The 22,427-nt window shown below is 37.2% G+C and carries 21 protein-coding genes; 14 read left to right on the top strand and 7 right to left on the bottom strand.

Annotated features, from left to right (window positions below):
- The first annotated feature begins 1 nt into the window (after window position 1).
- The 3 genes from ACJJVM_RS12765 to ACJJVM_RS12755 are packed head-to-tail and all read left to right on the top strand — an operon-like array spanning window position 2 to window position 3,567.
- Window positions 2–1,846, top strand: coding sequence for a glycosyltransferase (locus ACJJVM_RS12765; protein ID WP_405211888.1), 1,845 nt, complete (start codon window positions 2–4; stop codon window positions 1,844–1,846).
- Window positions 1,846–2,526, top strand: a complete 681-nt coding sequence (locus ACJJVM_RS12760) for an NTP transferase domain-containing protein (RefSeq protein ID WP_405211887.1) — start codon at window positions 1,846–1,848, stop codon at window positions 2,524–2,526. Before ACJJVM_RS12765 ends, ACJJVM_RS12760 begins: the two co-directional genes overlap by 1 nt.
- The gene (locus tag ACJJVM_RS12755) at window positions 2,527–3,567 is read left to right on the top strand and encodes a CDP-glycerol glycerophosphotransferase family protein (RefSeq protein WP_405211886.1); all 1,041 of its coding nucleotides are present in this window, start codon (window positions 2,527–2,529) and stop codon (window positions 3,565–3,567) included. It abuts the gene before it with no gap.
- Between the two features lie 90 nt (window positions 3,568–3,657).
- Here ACJJVM_RS12755 and ACJJVM_RS12750 read toward each other — a convergent pair whose 3' ends face one another.
- Window positions 3,658–4,182, bottom strand: coding sequence for an outer membrane beta-barrel protein (locus tag ACJJVM_RS12750; RefSeq protein ID WP_298348095.1), 525 nt, complete (start codon window positions 4,180–4,182; stop codon window positions 3,658–3,660).
- Between the two features lie 170 nt (window positions 4,183–4,352).
- Window positions 4,353–6,185: a 30S ribosomal protein S1 gene (gene rpsA / locus ACJJVM_RS12745; RefSeq protein ID WP_298348093.1), complete on the bottom strand. Its 1,833-nt coding sequence runs from the start codon at window positions 6,183–6,185 to the stop codon at window positions 4,353–4,355.
- Between the two features lie 370 nt (window positions 6,186–6,555).
- Between rpsA and ACJJVM_RS12740 the strand changes: the two genes are divergently transcribed.
- The 10 genes from ACJJVM_RS12740 to ACJJVM_RS12695 all read left to right on the top strand — a co-directional run bounded on the left by ACJJVM_RS12740 (window position 6,556) and on the right by ACJJVM_RS12695 (window position 15,112).
- Window positions 6,556–7,500: a T9SS type A sorting domain-containing protein gene (locus ACJJVM_RS12740; protein WP_405211885.1), complete on the top strand. Its 945-nt coding sequence runs from the start codon at window positions 6,556–6,558 to the stop codon at window positions 7,498–7,500.
- A 189-nt stretch (window positions 7,501–7,689) separates the two neighbouring features.
- Window positions 7,690–8,058, top strand: coding sequence for a hypothetical protein (locus ACJJVM_RS12735; RefSeq protein ID WP_405211884.1), 369 nt, complete (start codon window positions 7,690–7,692; stop codon window positions 8,056–8,058).
- A gap of 67 nt (window positions 8,059–8,125) precedes the next feature.
- Window positions 8,126–8,686 (top strand): hypothetical protein, encoded by a 561-nt coding sequence (locus ACJJVM_RS12730; protein ID WP_405211883.1) that lies wholly within the window; start codon window positions 8,126–8,128, stop codon window positions 8,684–8,686.
- A gap of 345 nt (window positions 8,687–9,031) precedes the next feature.
- Window positions 9,032–9,595: a TetR/AcrR family transcriptional regulator gene (locus ACJJVM_RS12725; RefSeq protein WP_405211882.1), complete on the top strand. Its 564-nt coding sequence runs from the start codon at window positions 9,032–9,034 to the stop codon at window positions 9,593–9,595.
- Window positions 9,596–9,657: 62 nt separating this feature from the next.
- Window positions 9,658–10,404: an SDR family NAD(P)-dependent oxidoreductase gene (locus ACJJVM_RS12720; RefSeq protein ID WP_298348082.1), complete on the top strand. Its 747-nt coding sequence runs from the start codon at window positions 9,658–9,660 to the stop codon at window positions 10,402–10,404.
- A 383-nt stretch (window positions 10,405–10,787) separates the two neighbouring features.
- The gene (locus ACJJVM_RS12715; RefSeq protein ID WP_405211881.1) at window positions 10,788–12,077 is read left to right on the top strand and encodes a Kelch repeat-containing protein; all 1,290 of its coding nucleotides are present in this window, start codon (window positions 10,788–10,790) and stop codon (window positions 12,075–12,077) included.
- A gap of 25 nt (window positions 12,078–12,102) precedes the next feature.
- Complete coding sequence (locus ACJJVM_RS12710) at window positions 12,103–12,603, top strand: hypothetical protein (protein ID WP_405211880.1); 501 nt, start codon at window positions 12,103–12,105, stop codon at window positions 12,601–12,603.
- Between the two features lie 126 nt (window positions 12,604–12,729).
- On the top strand, window positions 12,730–13,815 hold the full coding sequence (locus ACJJVM_RS12705) for a polysaccharide lyase family 7 protein (protein ID WP_405211879.1): 1,086 nt from the start codon (window positions 12,730–12,732) through the stop codon (window positions 13,813–13,815).
- A gap of 143 nt (window positions 13,816–13,958) precedes the next feature.
- Window positions 13,959–14,240, top strand: a complete 282-nt coding sequence (locus tag ACJJVM_RS12700; protein WP_021778576.1) for a 4a-hydroxytetrahydrobiopterin dehydratase — start codon at window positions 13,959–13,961, stop codon at window positions 14,238–14,240.
- Window positions 14,241–14,386: 146 nt separating this feature from the next.
- Window positions 14,387–15,112 carry a YebC/PmpR family DNA-binding transcriptional regulator gene (locus tag ACJJVM_RS12695; protein ID WP_298348072.1) on the top strand — a complete coding sequence of 242 codons (726 nt, stop codon included), beginning with the start codon at window positions 14,387–14,389 and terminating at the stop codon, window positions 15,110–15,112.
- Between the two features lie 137 nt (window positions 15,113–15,249).
- Here ACJJVM_RS12695 and ACJJVM_RS12690 read toward each other — a convergent pair whose 3' ends face one another.
- The gene (locus tag ACJJVM_RS12690) at window positions 15,250–16,296 is read right to left on the bottom strand and encodes a hypothetical protein (protein WP_405211878.1); all 1,047 of its coding nucleotides are present in this window, start codon (window positions 16,294–16,296) and stop codon (window positions 15,250–15,252) included.
- Between the two features lie 459 nt (window positions 16,297–16,755).
- Between ACJJVM_RS12690 and ACJJVM_RS12685 the strand changes: the two genes are divergently transcribed.
- The gene (locus ACJJVM_RS12685) at window positions 16,756–17,055 is read left to right on the top strand and encodes a hypothetical protein (RefSeq protein ID WP_405211877.1); all 300 of its coding nucleotides are present in this window, start codon (window positions 16,756–16,758) and stop codon (window positions 17,053–17,055) included.
- A gap of 40 nt (window positions 17,056–17,095) precedes the next feature.
- Here ACJJVM_RS12685 and ACJJVM_RS12680 read toward each other — a convergent pair whose 3' ends face one another.
- The 4 genes from ACJJVM_RS12680 to lon form a co-directional block, all read right to left on the bottom strand.
- A complete protein-coding gene (locus tag ACJJVM_RS12680) occupies window positions 17,096–17,494 on the bottom strand; it encodes a DUF4345 domain-containing protein (RefSeq protein WP_405211876.1) in 399 nt (132 codons plus the stop codon).
- Window positions 17,494–18,186, bottom strand: a complete 693-nt coding sequence (gene cmk / locus ACJJVM_RS12675) for a (d)CMP kinase (RefSeq protein ID WP_021778571.1) — start codon at window positions 18,184–18,186, stop codon at window positions 17,494–17,496. Before cmk ends, ACJJVM_RS12680 begins: the two co-directional genes overlap by 1 nt.
- Window positions 18,187–18,428: 242 nt before the next feature.
- Window positions 18,429–19,448 carry a type IX secretion system protein PorQ gene (porQ, locus tag ACJJVM_RS12670; RefSeq protein WP_021778570.1) on the bottom strand — a complete coding sequence of 340 codons (1,020 nt, stop codon included), beginning with the start codon at window positions 19,446–19,448 and terminating at the stop codon, window positions 18,429–18,431.
- A gap of 203 nt (window positions 19,449–19,651) precedes the next feature.
- Entirely contained in the window at window positions 19,652–22,102 is a 2,451-nt protein-coding gene (lon, locus tag ACJJVM_RS12665; RefSeq protein ID WP_405211875.1) for an endopeptidase La, read from the bottom strand.
- Between the last annotated feature and the right edge of the window lie 325 nt (window positions 22,103–22,427).

Genomic DNA, 22,427 nt, shown 5'->3' with positions numbered 1-22,427 from the left:
ATTGAAAAAAGTTCTCATCATACAACAGAAAATGATAGGCGATGTCTTGACATCGTCTATCTTATGTGAAGCGATAAAATTACGCTTTCGCGAAAGCGAGATACACTACCTCATAAACGCTCACACTACACCCGTACTTGAGAATAATCCTTTTATAGACAAGCTCATTATCTATACACCAGAGATAGAAAAGAGTACAAAGGCAAAATCACAATTTAAAAAACAGCTCAAGGCAGAAGCCTATGACACCGTTATAGATGTGTACTCTAAAATAGGTAGCGCATTTTTAACTAAAGCTACTAGAGCAAAAAACAGCGTGGGTTATCATAAATGGTACACCCACCTTTTTTATACAGATACCCTACGTCGCCGAAAGAAGTCTTATACCCTAGCTGGCCTCGCCATAGAGAATAGAATGCTCTTACTAGAGCAACTTACAGGTAAACCATTTGATGCTATTGCACCAAAAATTTACCTCACTGAGCAGGAAAAGACAAACGCAAAACATATCATAGAATCTTGCGGCATTGACCTTTCAAAAAAGTTGTACCAGATAAGTGCCCTAGGCAGCGGAGCTAAAAAAACGTACCCACTACCCTATCTAGCAACCTTACTAGATTATATTGTAGAAAGCACAGATGCACAACTCATCTTTAATTACATTCCCTCACAGGCAGATTTAATAACTACCTTATACAATCACTGTGCAGTAAACACCAGAGCTCATATATTTTTAGACTGTTATGGCAAAAGCCTTAGAGAGTTTATAGCTATCACAAGTCACTGTGATGCTATTATAGGTAACGAGGGCGGAGCTATAAATATGGCAAAGGCTATAGATATCCCTACGTTTGCCATCTTTTGCCCGTGGATTAATAAAGAAGAATGGAGTGTGTATGACGATCATAAAAGACACGTCTCTGTACATCTATATGACTACATAGATTATAATCCCAAATTTAATAAACGTGAGCGAGCACCTCAAAAGGTAGCTGCAAACTACCAGCAGTTTAAACCAGATCTCATTGTACCAAAACTCAGTGCCTTTTTAAAAGAAAGCGCGGTGGTTAACGATGGTAGTGTAAAGATGTCTGCCACGATTATCACCTATAATGAAGAACGTAATATTGCAAGGTGTATAGAGTCACTACTACCCGTGGTAGATGAAGTTGTGATAGTAGATTCATACAGTACAGATAAGACACAATATATCTGCGAGCAATATCCTGTAAGATTTATACAGCATACATTTGAGGGACACATACAGCAAAAAAACGTAGCCCTTGACCTTGCTAGCCATAACCATATTGTATCTCTAGATGCAGATGAGGCTTTGAGCAAAGAATTACAAACTGCTATACAGCGTGTTAAAAGAGATTTTAATAAGAGTGGCTACATCGTAAAACGATACAACAACTACTGCGGCCAGTGGATTAACCATACAGACTGGAGTCGCGATAAAAAATTACGTGTTTTTGACAAAACAAAGGCTCGATGGGGAGGTGTAAATCCGCACGATAAAGTACAGATGAGTGATGGGGCTGCAGTAGGCTCTTTAAGGGGAGAGATACTGCACTGGGTACACGCAACGCACGAAGAGCATAGACAAAAGACAGAAAAATTCTCCACCATCGCTTCAAAAGAGTACTACAAAAGAGGGCGTAAAGCGAGTATACTTGACCTCATTATAAAACCCTCGTGGATTTTTATTCGATCGTACATTATAAGGATAGGATTCTTAGATGGGCGTAATGGTTTTATTCTTTGTACATTTAGTGCGAAGACAACCTACTTAAAGTACTGCAAGCTACGCAGGCTTAGATTACAAAAGAAAACACCCAACTAGTGAAAACAATCATTCTCGCAGCTGGCATAGGCTCACGCCTAGGCAATCCCTACCCTAAAGCACTTACCCCTCTCAAGAATGGAAAAAGCATTATGGAAATGATGATAGAGAGCTTATCATCTTATTTTTCTATAAATGACTTATTAACCGTAGTAGGCTTTAAGAAGAATAGTATTATGGAGCGTTTTCCAGACATTACGTATATCTACAATCCATATTTTGACACGACAAATACCTCTAAGAGTCTTTTATGCGCGCTTAAAAAATGTCGTGATGAATCTGTATTGTGGTTAAATGGAGATGTGGTTTTTGACCCATTACTACTTAACGAGCTTGTACCACATATAGAAAAAGATCAAAGTTTTGTAGCGGTAAACACCTGCTCTGTAGCAGATGAGGAGGTAAAGTATACTCTTGAAAACGGGTACATACAAAATCTCTCAAAAGAAGTAATAAATGGACTGGGAGAAGCTGTAGGTATAAATTACATCTCTGCAAAAGATGTTCCTCTCTTTATAAAAGAACTAGAAGCCTGTGAAGCACAAGACTATTTTGAAAAAGGACTAGAGGTTATGATTGCCAAGCATCAAACTAAAATACAGGCGGTAGACATCTCAAAATTCAACTGTATGGAGGTAGATTTTAAAGAAGATCTAGAACACGTAAATAGTTTTTTATAAATGAAAGTTATTCTCTTCTGTCAAAACGCATATGCCTTTGGGATTATGCAAACCATAAGAGAAGAACTTGCTCAAAGTGAAGACCAAGTACTATGGTTCATAATGCCCAAACTCCTTGATGTATTTCCTTTTCATAATGATGCTGTAACTACGAGCATAAAAGAATTAATAGCCTTTAACAGTGACACTATAATTTGTCCTGGTAATGAAGTACCTTATTACTTGCGTGGCCTTAAGGTGCAAATCTTTCACGGACTTGCAGGAGAAAAGAAAGGGCACTTTAGAATACGTGATTACTTTGACCTTTACCTTACCCAAGGCCCCTATTTTACAGAAGGTTTTAATAAGCTTAAGAAAAAGCACAACAATATATCTGTTATAGAAACTGGCTGGCCCAAGTTAGATAGCTATCAGAAAATCAAAGATGATACTTCTGCATACAAACTAGAAATACTGAATCGCCACAATGCTAGTAACATCATTCTCTACGCACCTACATTTTCTCCATCACTCACCTCTGCCCACGTTTTAAAAAAGGAAATTGAGACGCTCGCATCGCATAGGGATTATGTGATACATATTAAATTTCACGATTTAATGCATCCAGAGCTTATTTCTTACTATAAAGATCTAGCTGCTCGTTATGATACTATTTATTTTATAGAAGAAAAGGATATCGTAAAACAACTTGTCCTGGCAGATCTCTTAATAAGTGACACCTCTTCTGTGATATATGAATTTTTACTATTAGACAAGCCGGTTATCACCCTCAACAATATTTCGGATGCTATACGGTGGGAAAATATCAGAAATCCAAAAAATTTAATTCCTAGCATATTGAAAATACACACTCAAGATAATTATGCATCAGAGCGGGCCAGTATTATAGCTCAATATCATCCTTACACAGATGGAAAATCATCAGCAAGAGTAGTAGCTGCAATTAAGGAGTATATCTCTCAGCACGGTGTGCCAGAAAAACGTAAAATTTCTTGGCTACGAAGACGTAAGATCAATAAGCTGTTTGATAGAAAGTCTTAGTACGCTTTCGCGAAAGCGTACTCTAAACCATAAATAAGAAAAGCACCAATGTGGTGCTTTTCTTATTTATGAGAATAAAGTTTTAAAAATCTAGAATTTAAAACCAAAGCCTAAATTAAAGATACTATTTCTACTTTTTACATCAGCATCACCAGTATAATAATTATTTAGTTGGTATACGGTTCTAAAGTTTCCATAAAAATTATCTGTAAACTCATAACCAAGACCCGCTCCAAACCCTACATTAAATTTTGTAAAATCGTCAGAGATCTCCTCAAGAGTATAGGTAATTTGAGGTCCTCCATTTACATAAAACTTATCTGCAGCATAATACTTTAAGAAAAGTGGCACCTGTAAAAACTTAAGATCTGTGCCTCCTTCAAACACCATAGTAAAAAGAAGTTCTGGTGCAACATATAACTGGTTGCCTATTTGAACGTCTGTAGTAAATCCCACGTGAAATCCACTTGCAGAACCTGTAAACTCTTGACCATCAGTAGTAACTTTAGATCCTATTAGAGTGTAACCAGCTTTTGCTCCGAAAACAGCCTCTTGCGCCATTACAGCCGTCATTGATACTACAGCTATTACAGCTGTTAAAATAATTTTTTTCATAATAAATGATTGTTAATTGATTGATTAAAACCCAAGCTAAATATAAATGGGCGAGCGAATATAAATAATCACTTTGTAAGAAAAAAGATAAATTTATACTCTTTGAAAAGGCATAAAAAAACCTCTCAATTACTTGAGAGGTTTTCTGTATTAAAAATGTGTGGTTGAGATTACTCTCCTCCTTCCATTTTCTTTTTAAGAGCTGCAAGAGCATCGTTTGCATCACCTAGTGTAGGCTTAGACTCATCTGCTTGAGCTTTAGCTTTCTTAGCTGCTTGTTTAACGATTTTTGCTTCTTCTTCTTTATGGATTACCATATGTGAAGCTACTACACGCTTGAAGTCTTTGTTGAATTCTATAATCTGGAATTCAGCTTCTTCTCCTTTTCCTAGTTTTGTACCGTCTTCTTTCTCAAGGTGACGTGTAGGAACAAATGCAGTGATATCTTCATTAAAGTCTATTGTAGCACCCTTGTCTACTATCTCTGTGATAGCCGCTTTGTGTGTTGTACCTACTTTAAACTCATCTTCATACTTATCCCAAGGGTTTGCCTCGATCTGTTTGTGTCCTAGTGAAAGTTTACGTCCATCTACGTCAAGTTCAAGAACCACTACTTCTAGCTTATCTCCTACCTCACAGAATTCTGATGGGTGCTTCACTTTCTTAGTCCAAGAAAGGTCTGAGATGTAAATTAATCCATCAATTCCTTCTTCTAGTTCTAAGAACACTCCAAAGTTTGTAAAGTTACGTACGATACCCTCGTGACGTGACCCTACTGGATACTTAGAAGTAATATCTGTCCAAGGATCTTGCGTAAGTTGCTTGATACCTAAACTCATCTTACGATCTTCACGATCTAGTGTAAGAATTTGTGCATCTACTACGTCTCCTACTTTTACAAAGTCTTGAGCGCTACGTAAGTGTGTAGACCAAGACATTTCAGATACGTGTATAAGACCTTCTACTCCTTCTTCTACTTCGATAAATGCACCGTAATCTGCGATTACAACTACCTTACCTTTTACGTTATCTCCTACTTTAAGCTCGTCTCCTAAAGCTTCCCAAGGGTGCTTAGAAAGTTGCTTAAGACCTAACTGGATACGTGTTTTGTCCTCATCAAAGTCAAGGATTACTACGTTCAGTTTCTGATCAAGCTCAACGATTTCATTCGGGTGGTTGATACGTGACCAAGAAAGGTCTGTAATGTGTACCAGTCCGTCAACACCTCCAAGATCAACAAATACACCGTAAGAAGTAATGTTTTTAACAACACCTTCAAGTACTTGTCCTTTCTCAAGCTGCCCGATGATCTCCTTCTTCTGCTCTTCGATATCTGCTTCGATAAGCGCTTTGTGAGATACTACAACGTTTTTAAACTCGTGGTTGATTTTTACAACCTTGAATTCCATAGTTTTATTTACATACTGATCGTAATCACGTATAGGCTTCACATCAATCTGTGATCCTGGTAAGAATGCTTCGATACCGAAAACATCTACGATCATACCTCCTTTAGTACGTGCTTTTACAAATCCGTTTACGATAGTTCCCTCATCGTGTGCAGCGTTAACGCGATCCCAAGCCTTGATAACACGTGCCTTACGGTGTGATAATATCAATTGCCCAGTTGCATCTTCACGTACATCGATAAGTACTTCTACTTTGTCACCTACTTTAAGGTCTGGATTGTAACGGAACTCGTTAAGAGAGATTACACCTTCAGACTTTGCGTTAATGTCGATAATTGCATCACGATCAGTAATAGTAATTACTGTTCCTTCTACTACGTCGTCATCAAGAGTGTCTACAAAGTTGCTTGCTACAAGTGCTTCAAACTCTTCAAGCTGCTTGTCATCTACTGTATCGATTCCTTCTTCGTACTTCTCCCAGTTAAAATCTTTAAGAAATTGCTCTGGGTTTTCTTGAGCTGGAGATAGCTCAACTTTTGGTGCTGCTACTGCAGCTTCTTCCTGAACTTCAGGATTTTTTGTTTCTTCAGCCATTTGTGCTAAAATTACATCTCACTTAAAACTAGCGCTTTAAAGCGGGATGGGTTTTGTATTTTACGTTTCTCCGAAAGCTAGATAAACCAAGAAACCGTAAAAGGGTTTGTTTTGTTTTTTATAAATCCTCTGTGACAGCTTTCTACCGGTCGTCAAAAAGGTGCGCAAAAATACATCCTTTTTATTGATTTACAAAGGGGTTATGTCATTATTTCTTCACTCTAATTTTTTAGAATAATAATGCAACCACACTATTATTTAAATAACTAAATGTAGAGTCTTATTACCCTATATGCGTTTGCTGAATGTTATGTAATTATAAATAAAAATTTTTTACCTTTCAAAATTCATTTTAATCAAAAATCATATTATGAAAAAAATTACATTTTTAGCAATTTGCCTCTTTAGCGTATCAACTTACGCACAAAATGATGAGACAGCTTACTCTATGAATTCTACAACATCACAAACTAATAATACTCCTACAGAGGCGACAATAACCAGGTCTAGCTCTAACAGCCAAGTGGTTGTAGATACATATACTTCTCTTACAGACTTTAACTCAGGAATCGCAGACTGCGATGACAGCACCATTACTTCTGAAGTTTTTACAGGAGGACCAGCAGCTATTACTGTTTGTGGCCCTTCCATTAGTGATGCGGGGGATAGTTGCTTTCCTGCTGCAGAAATTGAGGCTGGTTTTACTACAACCTCTTCAGAACTTTCAAACCAAGCAAGTGTGGTGAACATACCTGCCGGATCTTTGGCAAATAATAGCTCTCTTATAGGAGCTACAACTTTTGCAGAGTTTACAATTATAAATTTCGACACGCCTATATATGCTGCAGCATTTGATATTTATAACAACCTCGATGCGACCACAAATGTTAGAATATATGGTACTGGAGGAAACCTTATTGAAGATTTTGCGGTAAACACACCTATAGATGTTGAGACCTTCTTTGGGTTTTATACAGATGAAGAAGTTATTAGTATAGAAATAGAAGGTGCGGCAGAAAGTGGTGAACTTTTTGGTAATTTTCTTTTCGGAGCAGAATGTAGTAACCTTAGTCTAGAAGGACAAACGCTTGTAAATGCATCTGCTTTTCCAAACCCTACAAAGGGCACAATAACTCTATCTACTCACTCATCTGTTCAAATTAATAGTATTTCTATACTAGATATAACAGGTAAAGAAGTTATGAAACAATTAAACACCAATAGTGTAAACCTAGGCAACCTCGCAAATGGCTTATACTTAATAACAGCAAAAACTACTGCTGGAATTTTTACCCAAAAAGTAGTAAAGCAATAACCTTCTTTATACACAATTAGACTTAAAGGCTTCTCAAATTTTGAGAAGCCTTTATAATATATTTTGTAGTGGTATAAACTATAGAATTACTTAAGGCAAGCAGATTGCTAGTAATGTTGTCTTTTATGCTTTCGCGAAAGCGTAAAACTTATACAAACACCTGTATCTTTAAATACTTAATCAAACCAAATGAAAGGTATCTTCCTTACTGTATTCATCCTCTTTAGTAGGACAAGCCTACATTCTCAAAATTATGACTTCCCTCCTAATGCACAACCTGGTAAATGCTATGAGCGCTGCTTTGAGTATGACAAAAAATTTACTTGGAAAGAAATAAACTGCGACACCCTTGCATTGCGAGCCGAAAAGAGTAAGACAAAAGAAGACATTATAAAAGCTCGTCAAGCCAAAATAAAATTAACGAAATACCAAGAGAAACTTAGAGACTTAGGATTTAAAGTAGAGGTCACGGGTAAACTCAATAATCAAACAATAAAGGCTCACCATAGATATCTCAAAAGACAAAAAAAGAAAAAGAGAAAAGAGCGACGCCTATAAAGCTTGGGGAAACTTTATCATATCAAAAAATTTAACTACAATTGCATCATCAATCAAATCAATACAAATGAAATATTATTTAAGCATACTTCTTGCAATTACCATCACACTTGCATCTTGTAGCAGTGATGACGATGCTAACTCAAGCATACTTTCTGAACTTACAGACCTAGAGGGCACACCTGGCTCAACCTATGATGAAAGTCTAGCCCAGTGGACTTCCTTAAAAAATGAAAATGGAAGATCCTACATTTACCAAACAGATGTTTCATCTTGGACGGGTTATGGAGCTGTAACCGAAATTAAAGTAGTAAATAACAATGTTGTTTCTAGAGCATATCAATCTTATATGATGGATGGAGGAACGGGAGAAATAACATTTACAGAATCATATACAGAAAATGAAGCGACACTAGGCTCTCATCAAGAAGGAGCCAGTCCAGTAACCATAGATGATCTTTATAACTCCTGCGTGAGTGAATATCTTACGGTTGATGAGGAGAACAACACCATCTATTTCAACACCGAAACTAATGGATTACTCACCCTTTGCGGCTTTGTACCAGACTTTTGTGCAGACGATTGTTTTACAGGTGTATCTATAACGGCTTTTAACTGGATTGATTAATTCTTACAAAACATAAGCTAAAAGTTGTATCATAAAATTTATAATACCTAGCTATAAAGCCTATCTCATAACCTTGTGATCACTATTATTAATGATATATGTGAGTGGATTGGTTTAAAATTCAAAATAGTGGTATAGCTATCTGACTACCTAACAAAAATTATAGCATTCTTAAAAGTTAGGTATAATTGTATTACTATTTAACGCACACCAACTTTGAGAGGCCTATCATCGCAAGTAACAAACCGGCTATGTTGATTTTTTTTACGCTTTCGCGAAAGCGCAACTCAAAACAAAAAATAGACAGACCTGTCTGTTTTAAATATTTTACTCTATATTTGCCGTATGAAACACGCCGAAGTGAAAAGTAGAATTATAGAAACCGCCTCAAACTTATTTTATAAGAACGGTTATAATACTACGGGTATCAATCAGATTATTGCTGAAGCTGGTATTGCAAAGGCGACCCTCTATAATCATTTTAAATCTAAGGAGGAGATTTGTCTAGCATATCTCAAACACAAAAACATAAGCTTTCTTAAAGATTTTGAAGCATTTACCACTTCAAAAATAAAGGGAAAAGAACAACTCCTCGCTATTTTTGACTTCTTAACGTTATTCTATAAACAGAAGGATTTTAATGGTTGCTGGTGTATAAAAACAGTAGCAGAAATACCAAAAGACAATAAGCTCATAAGAAATGAAATCCAATTACAGAAAAACACCTTCATTGATCTTATCACAAAACTAGTAGCGACCAACTTAGACGAAAAAGATGAGGAACAAACAGCCTCTCTTGCTAGACAAATCTATTTACTTTATGAAAGCGCTGTAGGAGAAAGTCACCTGCACCAACAAGACTGGCCTATCTTAGAGTCAAAAAATATTTGTGAAAGACTGATCGCTTAAAAAAATTTGAACACTTAAAGACAGACTTGTCTGTCTATTATAAATAATTAAATAATTGAACTATGAAAGAATTTAAAAACAAAGTAGCCTTAGTAATAGGTGGAACAAGCGGTATCGGTAATGCGACTACAAACACTTTACTAGAAGGCGGTGCAACGGTACACGTGGTAGGTAGAAACACAGATAAAATAAGTGATGCTCCTAACCTAATTAAGCACACCGTAAATATCTCAAACACGCAAGAGGTAGATGGTTTAGTTGCTAAAATCAGCGAGCTAGAAAACTTAGATTATCTTGTAAATGCTTCAGGAATCTTTGGCCCTAAGCCATTTTTAGATCACACAATGGAAGATTATAACTCTTACCAAGATCTTAATAGAGGTTTCTTTTTTATCACGCAGAGTGCTGCAAAGAAAATGAAAGCTACTCAAGGTGGTTCTATTGTAAATGTAGGATCTATGTGGGCTAAGCAAGCAGTAAAGGCAACTCCATCTTCTGCATATTCTATGCAAAAAGCAGGATTACATTCGCTCACGCAACACCTAGCAATGGAACTTGCAGATGATAACATACGTGTAAATGCAGTATCGCCTGCGCTTGTAAACACTCCGGTTTATAATAATGTTTTTGGCGGTGAAGAAGAAGCTCAAAAAGCGCTCGTAGGTTTTAACGCTTTTCACCCAATAGGCCGTTTTGGTGAGGCTCAAGACATTGCAAATAGTATTACATTCTTACTCTCTGACAAAGCTGGTTGGGTAACAGGTGCAATATGGGATACAGATGGCGGTGTAATGGCTGGAAGAAATTAAAAAAGTATACATATTAACACAAAGCCATAGACCGCAATACAGCAGCTATGGCTTTTTTGATTATAAGTACTATCTGTTTTTAAATGAATATTTCCTGTTTCCTACCTCTTTGGGTAAATCCGCAGTGAGATTGTAGAAAGCGTTTGTAGTTTCGTCTTGAGAAGCTATGACACTACATTAGACATAATGACAACTGTGTGGTTTTACGCTTTCGCGAAAGCATATTTATTTTAAAGGAAATTACAGTTGTGCGAATATTCTTTAATTATTTATATACTTGCATCTCAATAAATTTTAGCAAATCTTAGAACACAGAACTGAGAAATCAAATTTTTGAAGGCAGAAAAACATTCCTCACGTTTCAATCAATCAAAAACAAAAAAATGAAATCAAACACAATCTCATCCCTCAAATTCTTATTAACTTTTGGACTAGCTATCGTTTTATATTCTTGTGAAACAGATAGTAGCGATGACTCTACACCCATAGAAGAAAATAATACTCCTAATGAATTTGCATTAGTTACTATTGCAAATAACAGTGTTGATGTTCAAACTTTACCTTCATTCTCTTGGGAAACTGCAATAGATACCGATGGTGATATGGTCACATATGATTTACTACTTGACACAAACCCAAATCCAAATAGTATAATTGCCGCTAGTTTAACTAGCACAAGCTATGCACTTGCAAATGAGCTTGAACTTGACACAACTTATTATTGGAAAGTTATAGCTACCGATAGTGATGGTAACTCAACAACATCTACCGTTTTTCAATTTGATACAAGAGGTATAGAGTTACTCACCGCAAATTTTTTAATGGACGGCCCTTTTCCTGTTAGAAGTAATCATACTACGGTTACATTTAATAATAGAATTTGGATCATAGGCGGTTCTATTTCAAATAATGTTTGGTCAAGTGCTGATGGGGTAATCTGGGACATAGAGACAGAAAATGCAGATTTTTCGCCAAGAGAGCTCCATACCTCGGTTGTTTTTGATAACAAAATATGGGTAATAGGGGGAATTGGTTTTCAAAATTCTGGAACTATAGGTGCTCTCAATGATGTTTGGTCTAGTTCTGATGGAATAAATTGGACGTTAGAAAATGACAATGCAAATTTTCCTCCTAGGTTTTTACATTCTTCTGTAGTGTTTGATAATAAAATTTGGGTGATTAATGGTTTAGATTCATCTACTTACAATGATGTGTGGAGCAGCTCTGACGGAGTAACTTGGACTTTAATCAATGACAACCCTCCACTAGCTTCGAGCATCGTAAATGAAAGTCTTGTTTTTGATAATAAGATGTGGGTACTAGGAGGTAATACTGATAATGGAGTGACTAATAATGTTTATTCAAGTTCTGATGGAGTTGATTGGCAACTTGTAACAGAAAACCCAGGTTTTTCTCCGAGAAATATAAGTGCTAGCGTCGTACTAGAAGACAAAATGTGGTTTTTTGGCGGAGAAACGTCTAGTGGCTTAACAAATGATATTTGGTACACCTCAGACGGTATATCTTGGTTTGAGGCTACCTCTGGCCCGGTTAATTACACAACTAGATTTGGTCATACAACAAGTGTACTAAATAACAAATTTTATATAATAGCAGGTTATAATACAGAAGGGTCAAACCTCAACGATGTCTGGGTGTCTGAAATTCAATAATATGAAATTTATTTAAACTCCCCTTATGAAACAAAAAATAACCACACTATTACTTCTTTTATTTTTTTGCGTATCGCTTAATGTCTTTGCGCAAGAAAATTTTGAGGAAACAACACTAGTTAAGAATATCGTTTCTGCGCTGCAAAATCAAGATAGCAAACTAGTTATGGAAAGCCTTCCTACAAAAGATGACATCTTATATATTATACCAATGGTGAAAGCGGGAAGGCCTAATGAGAGAGTTCCAGAGGTAGATAATATTCTAACCAATTTTAAGACGGAAGCTTCCAAAGACTTTAATGAAATCTTACGTAAGGGTACTTCTTTTGGAGTGGAGTGGGAAAATATTAAATTACAAAATGTACGTTATGAGCCTCACAACGACGAAAAGATAACTATTAAAAAAGGCCATATTATCTTGATATGTGACAGTAATGACATTGCTTTTGAAATCATATTAAGACAGTCTATTAGAATTAAAGACAAATGGACGTTAATGGATAGAATGCGCTTTAGGTTGTTGTAATTTTTGAAAACGTTGTCTAGTTGTTATAATTTATAAGGTTATTCTTTTAAAATGATACGTTTAGATACATCTTACTTTTTTAGGTATCTTGAGTGTATCTAAAAATCTGCGACAATGTTTAAAAAAATGATTACTAAGACCATACCTCTAGGTGTGGTTACATCTCTACTCCTATTAAACGGCTGTAATAACGCCTCTTCACCTCCAGCTAGTGACCTTGATTCAATTAAAGAGACAACAACACCCTATGCTGGTGAGGTAATACCATTTTTTGATAATTGGAAACTCATTCTAGGTGATGGTTCTAATGTAGGCGATGCTAGTAAATATGAAAACAAAGACTTCTTTTATACAGCGAGTGACAGTACAGGAGACTGGGTAGTTTTTAAAACACCTAATGCAGGAGATACTCACGGTACATCAAATAACACAAGAACAGAACTAGCACAAACCAAAAAATGGAGCGCTATGACAAAGGCTTCTCTTGAAGCCACGGTTAAAGTTATGAATGTCTCTCGGACAGGTGATGAACGTGTTGCCGCATCGCACGCCGTTGTTATAGGTCAAATACACAGTGCAGATGCTTTTGAAAATGAACCGCTTAAAATTTTTTACAAAAAATTTCCAGGTCATACTAAGGGATCTGTTTTCTGGCATTATGAAATTAACACCGCTGGTAATAGCAATGCAAAGAGATGGGATTATAGTACAGCCGTGTGGGGAAATGATTTTAGTACGGTAGGCCCTACAGAAAACACTGTTCCAGATGAGCCAAAGGATGGTATTATGTATGGCGAAGCATTTACATATATAATAGAAATTCAAAATGGCATAATGAATCTCACTTTTACTAGTGATGGACACGAGACAAAGACATTTACTAAAAATCTGATTACATCTGATTATACAACAATGGCAGATGTTCCTGATCAAACAAAGAAATTATTTTTCCCTATAGGTCAAGACGGCCTAGAAAGAGCAAATGCTTATGCAGAAGAAGGCTTGTTTTTTAAACTAGGGTCTTATAACCAGACTAATGGAAAATCTCCCGAGGTAAATAGAAACTGGTGTTCTGGGGCAGAAACACACGATGGAGATTTACAAAAACAATATGCAGATGGTAATTATGCAGAAGTCTGGTTTAAAGATGCCTCTATATTTGTGAGTAAAGAAGCCTACTCAAATGAAGACTACTTTCTAAAAAACGACTGATTGAAAATAGGTTTATGTCTTGATATACGGGTGAGATAAGCTCTAGAAAAGAATAATTAATCATTAACAAATTTTTAATCGTAATAGCATTTTCGCGAAAGCGTAATTGAGTATCTTTAATACAAAACGGTAAAACTTATATTATGAAACTTACAGACGATCAGATTAAAAATAGATTAGAAGATTTTCCAGATTGGGAGTTTGATGATAATGCAATACATACTACGATAGAGTTTGAAAACTTTAGAGAAGTATTTGCCACAATGACGCGTATCGCTTTTGAGTGTGAAAAAATGGACCACCACCCTACCTGGACTAATACGTATAATGAACTAGAAATCTCACTCAATACACACGATGCAAATGGTGTGACAGAAAAAGATTTTGATCTTGCAGCGGCAATAGACGATATTTTGGGCGCTTAAGGAACTATAAATTTTAAAGAAATCAAGCGATTTCATATTTTTACAGCGATCTGTGCAAAAGTGCAGATCGTTTTTTTAGTTTATACAATTACATTTAACAAGAGATATCTGCCTTTGCAGGTATAATCACTATATCCTTATTATTTATGGGAAGAGCATTTGAGTTTAGAAAAGCACGTAAAATGAAGCGCTGGAGCGCAATGTCTAAAGCCTTTACACGTATAGGTAAAGATATCGTAATGGCGGTAAAAGAAGGAGGACCAGATCCAGACTCAAACTCAAGGTTACGTGCCGTAATACAAAATGCTAAGGCAGTAAATATGCCTAAGGATAATGTAGAGCGAGCAATAAAGCGTGCCTCAGATAAGAGTCAAGGTGATTATAAAGAGGTAATCTTTGAAGGCTACGCGCAGCACGGTATTGCAATACTTGTAGAAACCGCTACAGATAATAACACCCGTACGGTAGCAAATGTGCGTGCAGCGTTTAATAAATGTGATGGTAACCTAGGTACTTCTGGATCTGTCGTATTTATGTTTGATCACACGTGTACCTTTAGAGTAAATGCAGAGGGACAAGATGTAGATGAGATAGAGCTTGAGTTTATAGACTTTGGCGCCGAGGAGGTTTTTCAAGATGAAGATGGAATACACATATATGCTCCTTTTGAGAGTTTTGGAGCAATACAGAGTGCTCTAGAAGAAAGAGGTATGGAAATACTCGAGTCTGGCTTTGACCGTATACCACAAGTGACTAAAACGCTTACACCAGAGCAAGAGGCAGATGTAAACAAGCTTATAGATAAGCTAGATGAAGATGATGATGTACAGAACGTTTTCTCAACAATGCAAGCAAACGAGGTAGAAGAATAAATCTACCAGATAATATAAAGTAAAAGGCGCGCTAGATATCTAACGCGCCTTTTTTATTTCACTCCATAATGGTAAAAAAAAGCCTCTCAGCAATTACTGAGAGGCTTTTTTTTATAAAATAATTATTGGGTAAATGATTACTCGTTTAGGTATAATGAAGAAGCTCCTTCTAGTTCATTATTTACAGATGGAGTAAGGTTACCTCCAGCTTGTGCGTTTGAGAAGGCAAGAATTCTTCCGCCACCGTTTGCACGCTCTGCAATAAATACTACGTTAGATTCTGCATCATACTCGGCTGCAACTGGGTTTCCTAAAAATGTTGCGTCACCCGCTACACGTACTTGGTTACCTACTACTGCAAGTGTCTCACCGTTTGCTACACCAGCAAATTTTGAAGCATAGTCAGATATGATATGAAAAGCACCATCTGCATCATCTGTTGCGCTACCTACATCTGTAAGGATAAGGGTACCACCATCTACAGCAAGACCGTGCGTTCTTACAATACCTTCAATAGTAATTGTTTTTGTAGCCTCTACTGTAGCATCTGTTGTGTTTGAATCTGCAAAGTTTTCGAAGATTGCTACGTCAGACGTTTTGTCTACAACTGCGATAAGAGTATCTCCATCAAACTCGATTCCCCATACAGCAAAGTTTACTGTCACTATATTTCTTAATGTGATAGATCCATCATCTCCTCTTGTGTAGATAAATAAACGTCCATCATCTGTACTATCATCACCATCTACATCTGCATTATCTGCCACAACATAAATATTATCATTTACAGCAAGATCACGAGGACTTGATAAAGAAGCAGTACTGCTTACAGAAGCATTAAGAGCGATACCTGCCACATTAAGTGAAAGGTCTCCAAAAGCTTGTATCTGAGACTCAGAGCGTGATATCTGTATCACCTCATCATCACTACTATCATAATAGATACCCTCTGTATCTGTAGCTGCTGTTCCAAAAGTAGATGCCGTTACACTCGCTATATCTTCTACATCATATACTGTAATGTCACCACTTGTGTTACTTGTTGCAAACAGTGAGTTATCTAATTCTAGGTTTGCAGATCCATCATCATCTGTTGTTGTTGATAATCCGTTATCATCAGTTTCACAGGCTATAAATCCTGCAGATGCGATAAGTAGTATTCCTAATTTGCTAGTTAATTTCATAAATAAAAGGTTTAATTGTTTTTAATTTCTAGCATAGTTACGCAGTGATTTGAGGTTTGGTTTTGGCAACATTACACTATTAACATTCTTTAACTTTTTAAGAAATAGAAGCCACTCTTTTTACGATAATTTAACTAAAAACTGCTCTTACGCTTTAACGATAATTTTGTGATTATTTTTTGCGCTACGAGTCTTTAGGGTAGTTTTTATAAGTACGCTTTCGCGAAAGCGATAAAAATCCTCATCATTACCAATAGTAAGAAACCCCCTGTATACAGCACTTAACAGCTACTCATATAAAAATCACACCTTAAACTCACTTTTTTTATGCGTTTTTGTAACCTTCTCTATATTAACAACGTATAAGGTGCAGGGTAAAATCCTAGGTTGGGAAATCTGAACAATAGTGGTCGCACACGCGGCTTTTTGAATTAACAAACACTTTTAATTTACACTATTATGAAAACACTTTTTATTGCCCTATTTACACTAGCTACTATAGCTTACAACACAACTTCTGAAACAGTGACCGCAACCTTTACCGGTTATAGTGACGAGACGTATTACTTTACAGATAGCGACGACCTAACTTATGCCTTTGAGGCAATAAGTGCTATAGCTGCTCAAGAATTTGACCTTACTCAAGACACTTACAAAGGACAGCAGTTTAAAATTACATTTACAACTTCAACAGAACTTAATGAAGATGATGAGGAGTATGATATGCTCTCTATCACTGCTCTAGCACTCGTAAAGTAAAAAGGAAATTATAAAGGCTATTAATAAAAAAACCTACGATCTAGACCGTAGGTTTTTTTTGTGTATAATAATTGAGATTCCACAAACCCCATACGGTGAGTATGGCTTCTCCTATCATACCTAATCCATATTGTGGAGACCAGCCGTCTATCAAAGTGCTTATAAGCCTGCCTGCAGTAAGACCTCCCATAAATAATACATTAAAAAAAGTAGCGCGCTCCCAGTGCATAGGCTTTACAACACCATAAAGCCAGTAAACTCCTAACGCAAGGTATACACCCATTATGGCTCTAAAAATATTTTTGAGCTCAAGATCTTGGACCTTAAATCCAAAAATATCAAACAGTATAACACTGGGGTTTGCTCCGTAAACAAATGCCATCACGATAACTATGCTCGCAGAGAGTATAAGGTGGGCTTGTTTAGGAAGTTTTGACATTATATACGTTGTGCAATGCGATCTTTTGCGAGTTGTAAAATGGTATGAAACTGGTCTTCTATATTAGTTTCTGTATTATCAATCTCAATAGCATCTGCTGCTTTTACTAGTGGAGAGTCTTCTCTAGTGGTATCTATGTGATCACGCTCTACTACGTTAGATAGCACGGCATCATAGTTTACATCATCACCGCGCTCTACAAGCTCATTGTATCGCCTTTTTGCACGCTCTTCTGCACTGGCTGTCATAAATATCTTAAGCTCTGCCGTAGGAAATACTACTGTACCTATATCACGACCGTCCATCACAATACCTTTTTCTTCTCCCATACGTTGCTGCTGCTCTACAAGCTTTGCTCGTACTTCTGATACGGTGGCTATAGGACTTACAAAAGAGGATACCTCTAATGTTCTAATATATTGCTCTACATTTTCTCCATTAAGACAGACTTCTGCCTTTCCAGAAGTGGTGTCTCTGGTAAATGAAATATTAATGTCTGATAATTTATTAATAAGTGATTCTTTATCAAAAAAACCATCAGATATAAGACCTTTACGCATTGCATAAAGCGTTACTGCACGATACATCGCGCCGGTGTCTACATATATGTATTCTAGCCAGTCTGCTAGTTGTTTTGCTACGGTACTTTTTCCGGTTGAGGAATATCCGTCTATGGCGATGGTTATTTTCACGTATGGTGTGTTTTGAGCAAAAATAGGGATTATGATTATGAGATGTAAGGAACTCTAAAAGTACTTTTAAAAGGTATATAGACACGCACAACATTGCAATTGCAAACACGCACTATCTCAAGTCTCTAGCCCCGATTGTAATGAAAATCCCGCAACAAGCGTGAGCGCCGTGAGGAATTGTAATGTAAAGCGGGATACGGCCGTGAAGATTCAAAAATAAGTGTGTGCTCCCACAAAGAGAATTACTGCAAATCTATACCTATGCCAAAAAAGCTACTAGCGGCAGCACTATTGTAACGTGCGTAAGCATAGTTAAATCGCATCTTATTAATCTTAATACCAAAACCGGCGCTTATCCCTGCAAAGCTGCGCTGGTTAATAATACGCAACTCCTCACTACGTCTAAAGTTATAACCTAGTCGCAGGTTAAAGCCTCCTCGTGGAAAGAGTTCTACACCCACAATGGCGTGGCGTATAACGTTATCTAGAATACCTATTTTCTCGGCAGTGGTGTTTCCGTCTAGATCTGTGGTGCCGCGGGCTTCATTCTCAAAAGCGATGTTCCAGAGTTGTAAGTTTTCAAGGGTAAGGTGCCAGCGTATGGGTACATTAGGCACTATCTGGGAGATGCCAGCATCTATCTCTAGTGGCAACTTCTCTATGGTGTCTACATAGGGTGTAAACTGCGTGCCTATATTGCGCACTACTACGGCCGCGTTAAGATCCCAGTCTTCATAATTATAAGTTAGACCCAGGTCTATCGCTCCGCCGGCAGAGGTATACTCGGCCAGTGTGGAGGTGATGAGTTTTACATTTGCTCCTACATAAAAGTCTGTGTAAGGAATATTAGTCGCATAGCCCAGCGAGAGCGCTGCCTCACTACCACCAAATTCTCCTGTTGCATTTCCGTTTTCGTCCCGCCCGTCAAAGCTCCCGTAATTTACATACGTTATACCGGCGTGAAGTACTTGTGTGCGTCTGTCCCATAAATAGGCATATGAGGCGGTACCATAATTTATATCTGCAAGGTAGTTTACATAGTTTACAGAGAGCTGGTTATCCATTCTGTAATTAATATTTGCAGGGTTGTAAAGGGCAGAGTCTGGATCATAATCATAGTTTGTGATTATTTTTCCGCCCAGGGCTGCTTGCCTAGGTGATGACATTAAATTGAGAAACTGGTATGTTGCTCTCCCTCCTAACTGCCCGTAAGCAGATACTGCGGTTAGAAATAAGAGTATGTAACAAACTTTTCTCATCATACAAGGTGGCAACACAATGGTAAACGATTGCAATGATAGTATATTTTGATAGGGATGGGAAATAATTATGAAGTTCTCTAATCAATAATAGATTTAAGAATTCTTACAACCATATATAAACACAAAAAAGGAACCTCATTACGGGTTCCTTTTTATGGTATTTGTACGCTTTCGCGAAAGCGGAATTATTTATAGTCTCAAGCTTATAGCTTCTTTGCGTTTTTAACCTTTTGCATAGTAAGAGCAAGTTCTAATACCTCACTCATATCTTTTACATAGTGGAAGGTAAGACCTTTTAAGTAATCTGGCTTTATCTCTTCTATGTCGCGACGGTTTTGCTCACAAAGTAAGATCTCTTTAATTTTTGCACGCTTTGCAGCAAGAATCTTTTCTTTGATTCCTCCTACTGGTAATACTTTACCACGCAGGGTTATCTCACCCGTCATTGCGATGCTCTTCTTGACTTTGCGCTGTGTAAATAAAGATACTAGAGAGGTAAGCATTGTGATACCTGCACTAGGACCATCCTTAGGAGTCGCTCCTTCTGGCACGTGAATGTGTACGTTATAGCTGTCAAATATTTTTGAATCTAGACCAAGAAGCTCTGCATTTGCTTTTATATATTCCATTGCAATGGTAGCACTCTCCTTCATCACCTTACCAAGGTTACCTGTGATAGATAGTGTTCCTTTTCCTTTTGATAAGGCAGACTCTATAAATAAAATATCACCACCTACACGTGTCCAAGCAAGACCTGTTACTACGCCAGCAACATCATTGTTTTCATACTTGTCACGCTCCATTCTAGGAGATCCTAAAACTTCTATAATGTCTTCGTTAGAAACTTTTACGTTATACTCCTCCTCCATTGCAAGATTTTTGGCACCGTAGCGCACCATCTTTGCAACTTGCTTCTCAAGACCACGTACTCCAGACTCACGAGTGTAGCCTTCAACAATTTTTTCTAGTTGTGGCTTTGCAATCTTAAGCTGCTCTGGTGTCATACCGTGCTCCTTAAGTTGCTTAGGTAATAAGTGTCTCTTTGCAATCTCTGTCTTTTCTTCTATAGTATAACCCGTTACATTTATAATCTCCATACGATCACGTAATGCTGGCTGTATGGTATTAAGGCTATTTGAAGTTGCGATAAACATTACCTTAGAAAGGTCAAACCCCATCTCAAGGAAGTTATCGTGAAACTCACTGTTCTGCTCTGGGTCAAGTACCTCTAGTAATGCAGAAGATGGATCTCCCTGACTCCCCATACTTAACTTATCTATCTCATCTAGTACAAAGACTGGGTTACTTGTACCCGCCTTACGAAGGCTCTGTATGATACGACCCGGCATTGCTCCTATATAAGTCTTTCTGTGACCACGTATCTCAGACTCGTCACGCATACCACCTAGACTCATACGTATGTACTCTCGCCCAAGAGCCTCTGCAACAGATTTACCTAGTGAAGTTTTACCCACACCTGGAGGTCCGTAAAGACAGAGTATAGGTGACTTCATATCGTTACGTAATTTTAATACTGCTAGGTATTCTATAATACGACGCTTTACATCATCAAGACCATAGTGATCACGGTCTAAGATTTTCATAGCACGTTTTAAATCAAATTTATCTTCACTAAACTCGTTCCAAGGAAGGTCTAAAAAGAGGTCAAGATAGTTGCGCTGTATGCTATACTCCGCTACCTGAGGATTCATACGTTGCATTTTAGAAAGCTCTTTCTTAAAATGCTTTTCTACTTTTTCTCCCCATTTTTTTGTCTTTGCACGCTCGCGCATCTCTTCAAGATCATCTTCAGAGGTAGATCCTCCTAGTTCTTCTTGAATGGTCTTCATTTGCTGGTGCAAGAAGTACTCGCGCTGCTGCTGGCTCATATCATTTTGAACCTTGTTTTGGATATCATTTTTTAGCTCCAGCTTCTGGCGCTCCATATCCATAAACTTAAGCGTCTCGATAGCGCGCTTATGTAAATCGTTTATGTGAAGTAATTCCTGCTTCTCAGCCACGGTGAGATTCATATTAGAACTCACAAAGTTTATTAAGAAAGAATCGCTCTGTATATTTTTTATTGCAAAAGATGCCTCAGATGGGATATTTGGTGAGTCTTGAATAATTTTAAGAGCAAGATCTTTTATAGAGTCTATCGCAGCCTTAAATTCTTGACTTCCTTTATCTGGACGTGTTTCTGGAAATTCTTTTATCGTGGCTCTTAAGTAAGGTTCGGTTTGAGTCACTTCATTAATCTCAAAGCGTTTTTTACCTTGTATGATTACGGTTACATTACCATCAGGCATTTTAAGAACACGCAGTATACGTGCTACCACGCCTACTTTATTTATATCATCTGCCGTTGGGTTTTCTACAGACTCATCTTTTTGAGCTACTACGCCTACTACCTTTCCTCCTTTATTTGCCTCGTCTATAAGTTTTATAGAGGTATCTCTTCCTGCCGAAATAGGAATCACAACTCCAGGAAAAAGTACCGTATTACGTAAAGGTAATATCGCTAGACTTTCTGGGAGCTCTTCATTATTAATCGCCTCCTCATCTTCTGGGGTCATTAACGGGATAAGCTCTGCATCTCCATCTATCTCTTGCAGTGACAATCTGTCTAATGTTGTAAATTTTGGTTTTGCCATATAATATATGTGCCACAATGTCGGGTATTGCTACGCTCATTATGACTATCTAAGTATTATTATTCTATTTAAAAACGGCGAGTGACCCTGTAATGTATGGTATATAGTCACTCACGATTACTTTAAGTCAATTCTTATGCCAAGTGAAGTACGCTTTCGCGAAAATGTAAACCACAACCCTTATCTTTCCTTATAGTTATAGTAAAACCTTTGGCCACAAGAACCATCTTTAGGGAGACTAGCACGCTAGTTGTCAAAAGGAGAATCAAAAAAATAAAATAAATTTTTCACGAAAGTGTAACAACTTAAAAATTACCACATCTTT

The organism is Dokdonia sp. Asnod2-E02, from assembly GCF_045063915.1.
GTDB lineage: Bacteria > Bacteroidota > Bacteroidia > Flavobacteriales > Flavobacteriaceae > Dokdonia.
This window is presented reverse-complemented; position numbering and strand designations above follow the sequence as displayed.

Excerpts from the sequence above, each read along its gene's own strand:
- ACJJVM_RS12715 (WP_405211881.1), top strand. The coding sequence starts at position 10,788 with ATGAAATCAAACACAATCTCATCCCTCAAATTCTTATTAACTTTTGGA.
- ACJJVM_RS12680 (WP_405211876.1), bottom strand. The coding sequence starts at position 17,494 with ATGTCAAAACTTCCTAAACAAGCCCACCTTATACTCTCTGCGAGCATA.
- ACJJVM_RS12710 (WP_405211880.1), top strand. The coding sequence starts at position 12,103 with ATGAAACAAAAAATAACCACACTATTACTTCTTTTATTTTTTTGCGTA.
- ACJJVM_RS12735 (WP_405211884.1), top strand. The coding sequence starts at position 7,690 with ATGAAAGGTATCTTCCTTACTGTATTCATCCTCTTTAGTAGGACAAGC.
- ACJJVM_RS12755 (WP_405211886.1), top strand. The coding sequence starts at position 2,527 with ATGAAAGTTATTCTCTTCTGTCAAAACGCATATGCCTTTGGGATTATG.
- ACJJVM_RS12690 (WP_405211878.1), bottom strand. The coding sequence starts at position 16,296 with ATGAAATTAACTAGCAAATTAGGAATACTACTTATCGCATCTGCAGGA.
- ACJJVM_RS12725 (WP_405211882.1), top strand. The coding sequence starts at position 9,032 with ATGAAACACGCCGAAGTGAAAAGTAGAATTATAGAAACCGCCTCAAAC.
- ACJJVM_RS12685 (WP_405211877.1), top strand. The coding sequence starts at position 16,756 with ATGAAAACACTTTTTATTGCCCTATTTACACTAGCTACTATAGCTTAC.
- ACJJVM_RS12730 (WP_405211883.1), top strand. The coding sequence starts at position 8,126 with ATGAAATATTATTTAAGCATACTTCTTGCAATTACCATCACACTTGCA.
- ACJJVM_RS12705 (WP_405211879.1), top strand. The coding sequence starts at position 12,730 with ATGATTACTAAGACCATACCTCTAGGTGTGGTTACATCTCTACTCCTA.
- ACJJVM_RS12695 (WP_298348072.1), top strand. The coding sequence starts at position 14,387 with ATGGGAAGAGCATTTGAGTTTAGAAAAGCACGTAAAATGAAGCGCTGG.
- ACJJVM_RS12700 (WP_021778576.1), top strand. The coding sequence starts at position 13,959 with ATGAAACTTACAGACGATCAGATTAAAAATAGATTAGAAGATTTTCCA.
- ACJJVM_RS12740 (WP_405211885.1), top strand. The coding sequence starts at position 6,556 with ATGAAAAAAATTACATTTTTAGCAATTTGCCTCTTTAGCGTATCAACT.
- porQ (WP_021778570.1), bottom strand. The coding sequence starts at position 19,448 with ATGATGAGAAAAGTTTGTTACATACTCTTATTTCTAACCGCAGTATCT.
- ACJJVM_RS12720 (WP_298348082.1), top strand. The coding sequence starts at position 9,658 with ATGAAAGAATTTAAAAACAAAGTAGCCTTAGTAATAGGTGGAACAAGC.
- ACJJVM_RS12750 (WP_298348095.1), bottom strand. The coding sequence starts at position 4,182 with ATGAAAAAAATTATTTTAACAGCTGTAATAGCTGTAGTATCAATGACG.
- rpsA (WP_298348093.1), bottom strand. The coding sequence starts at position 6,185 with ATGGCTGAAGAAACAAAAAATCCTGAAGTTCAGGAAGAAGCTGCAGTA.
- lon (WP_405211875.1), bottom strand. The coding sequence starts at position 22,102 with ATGGCAAAACCAAAATTTACAACATTAGACAGATTGTCACTGCAAGAG.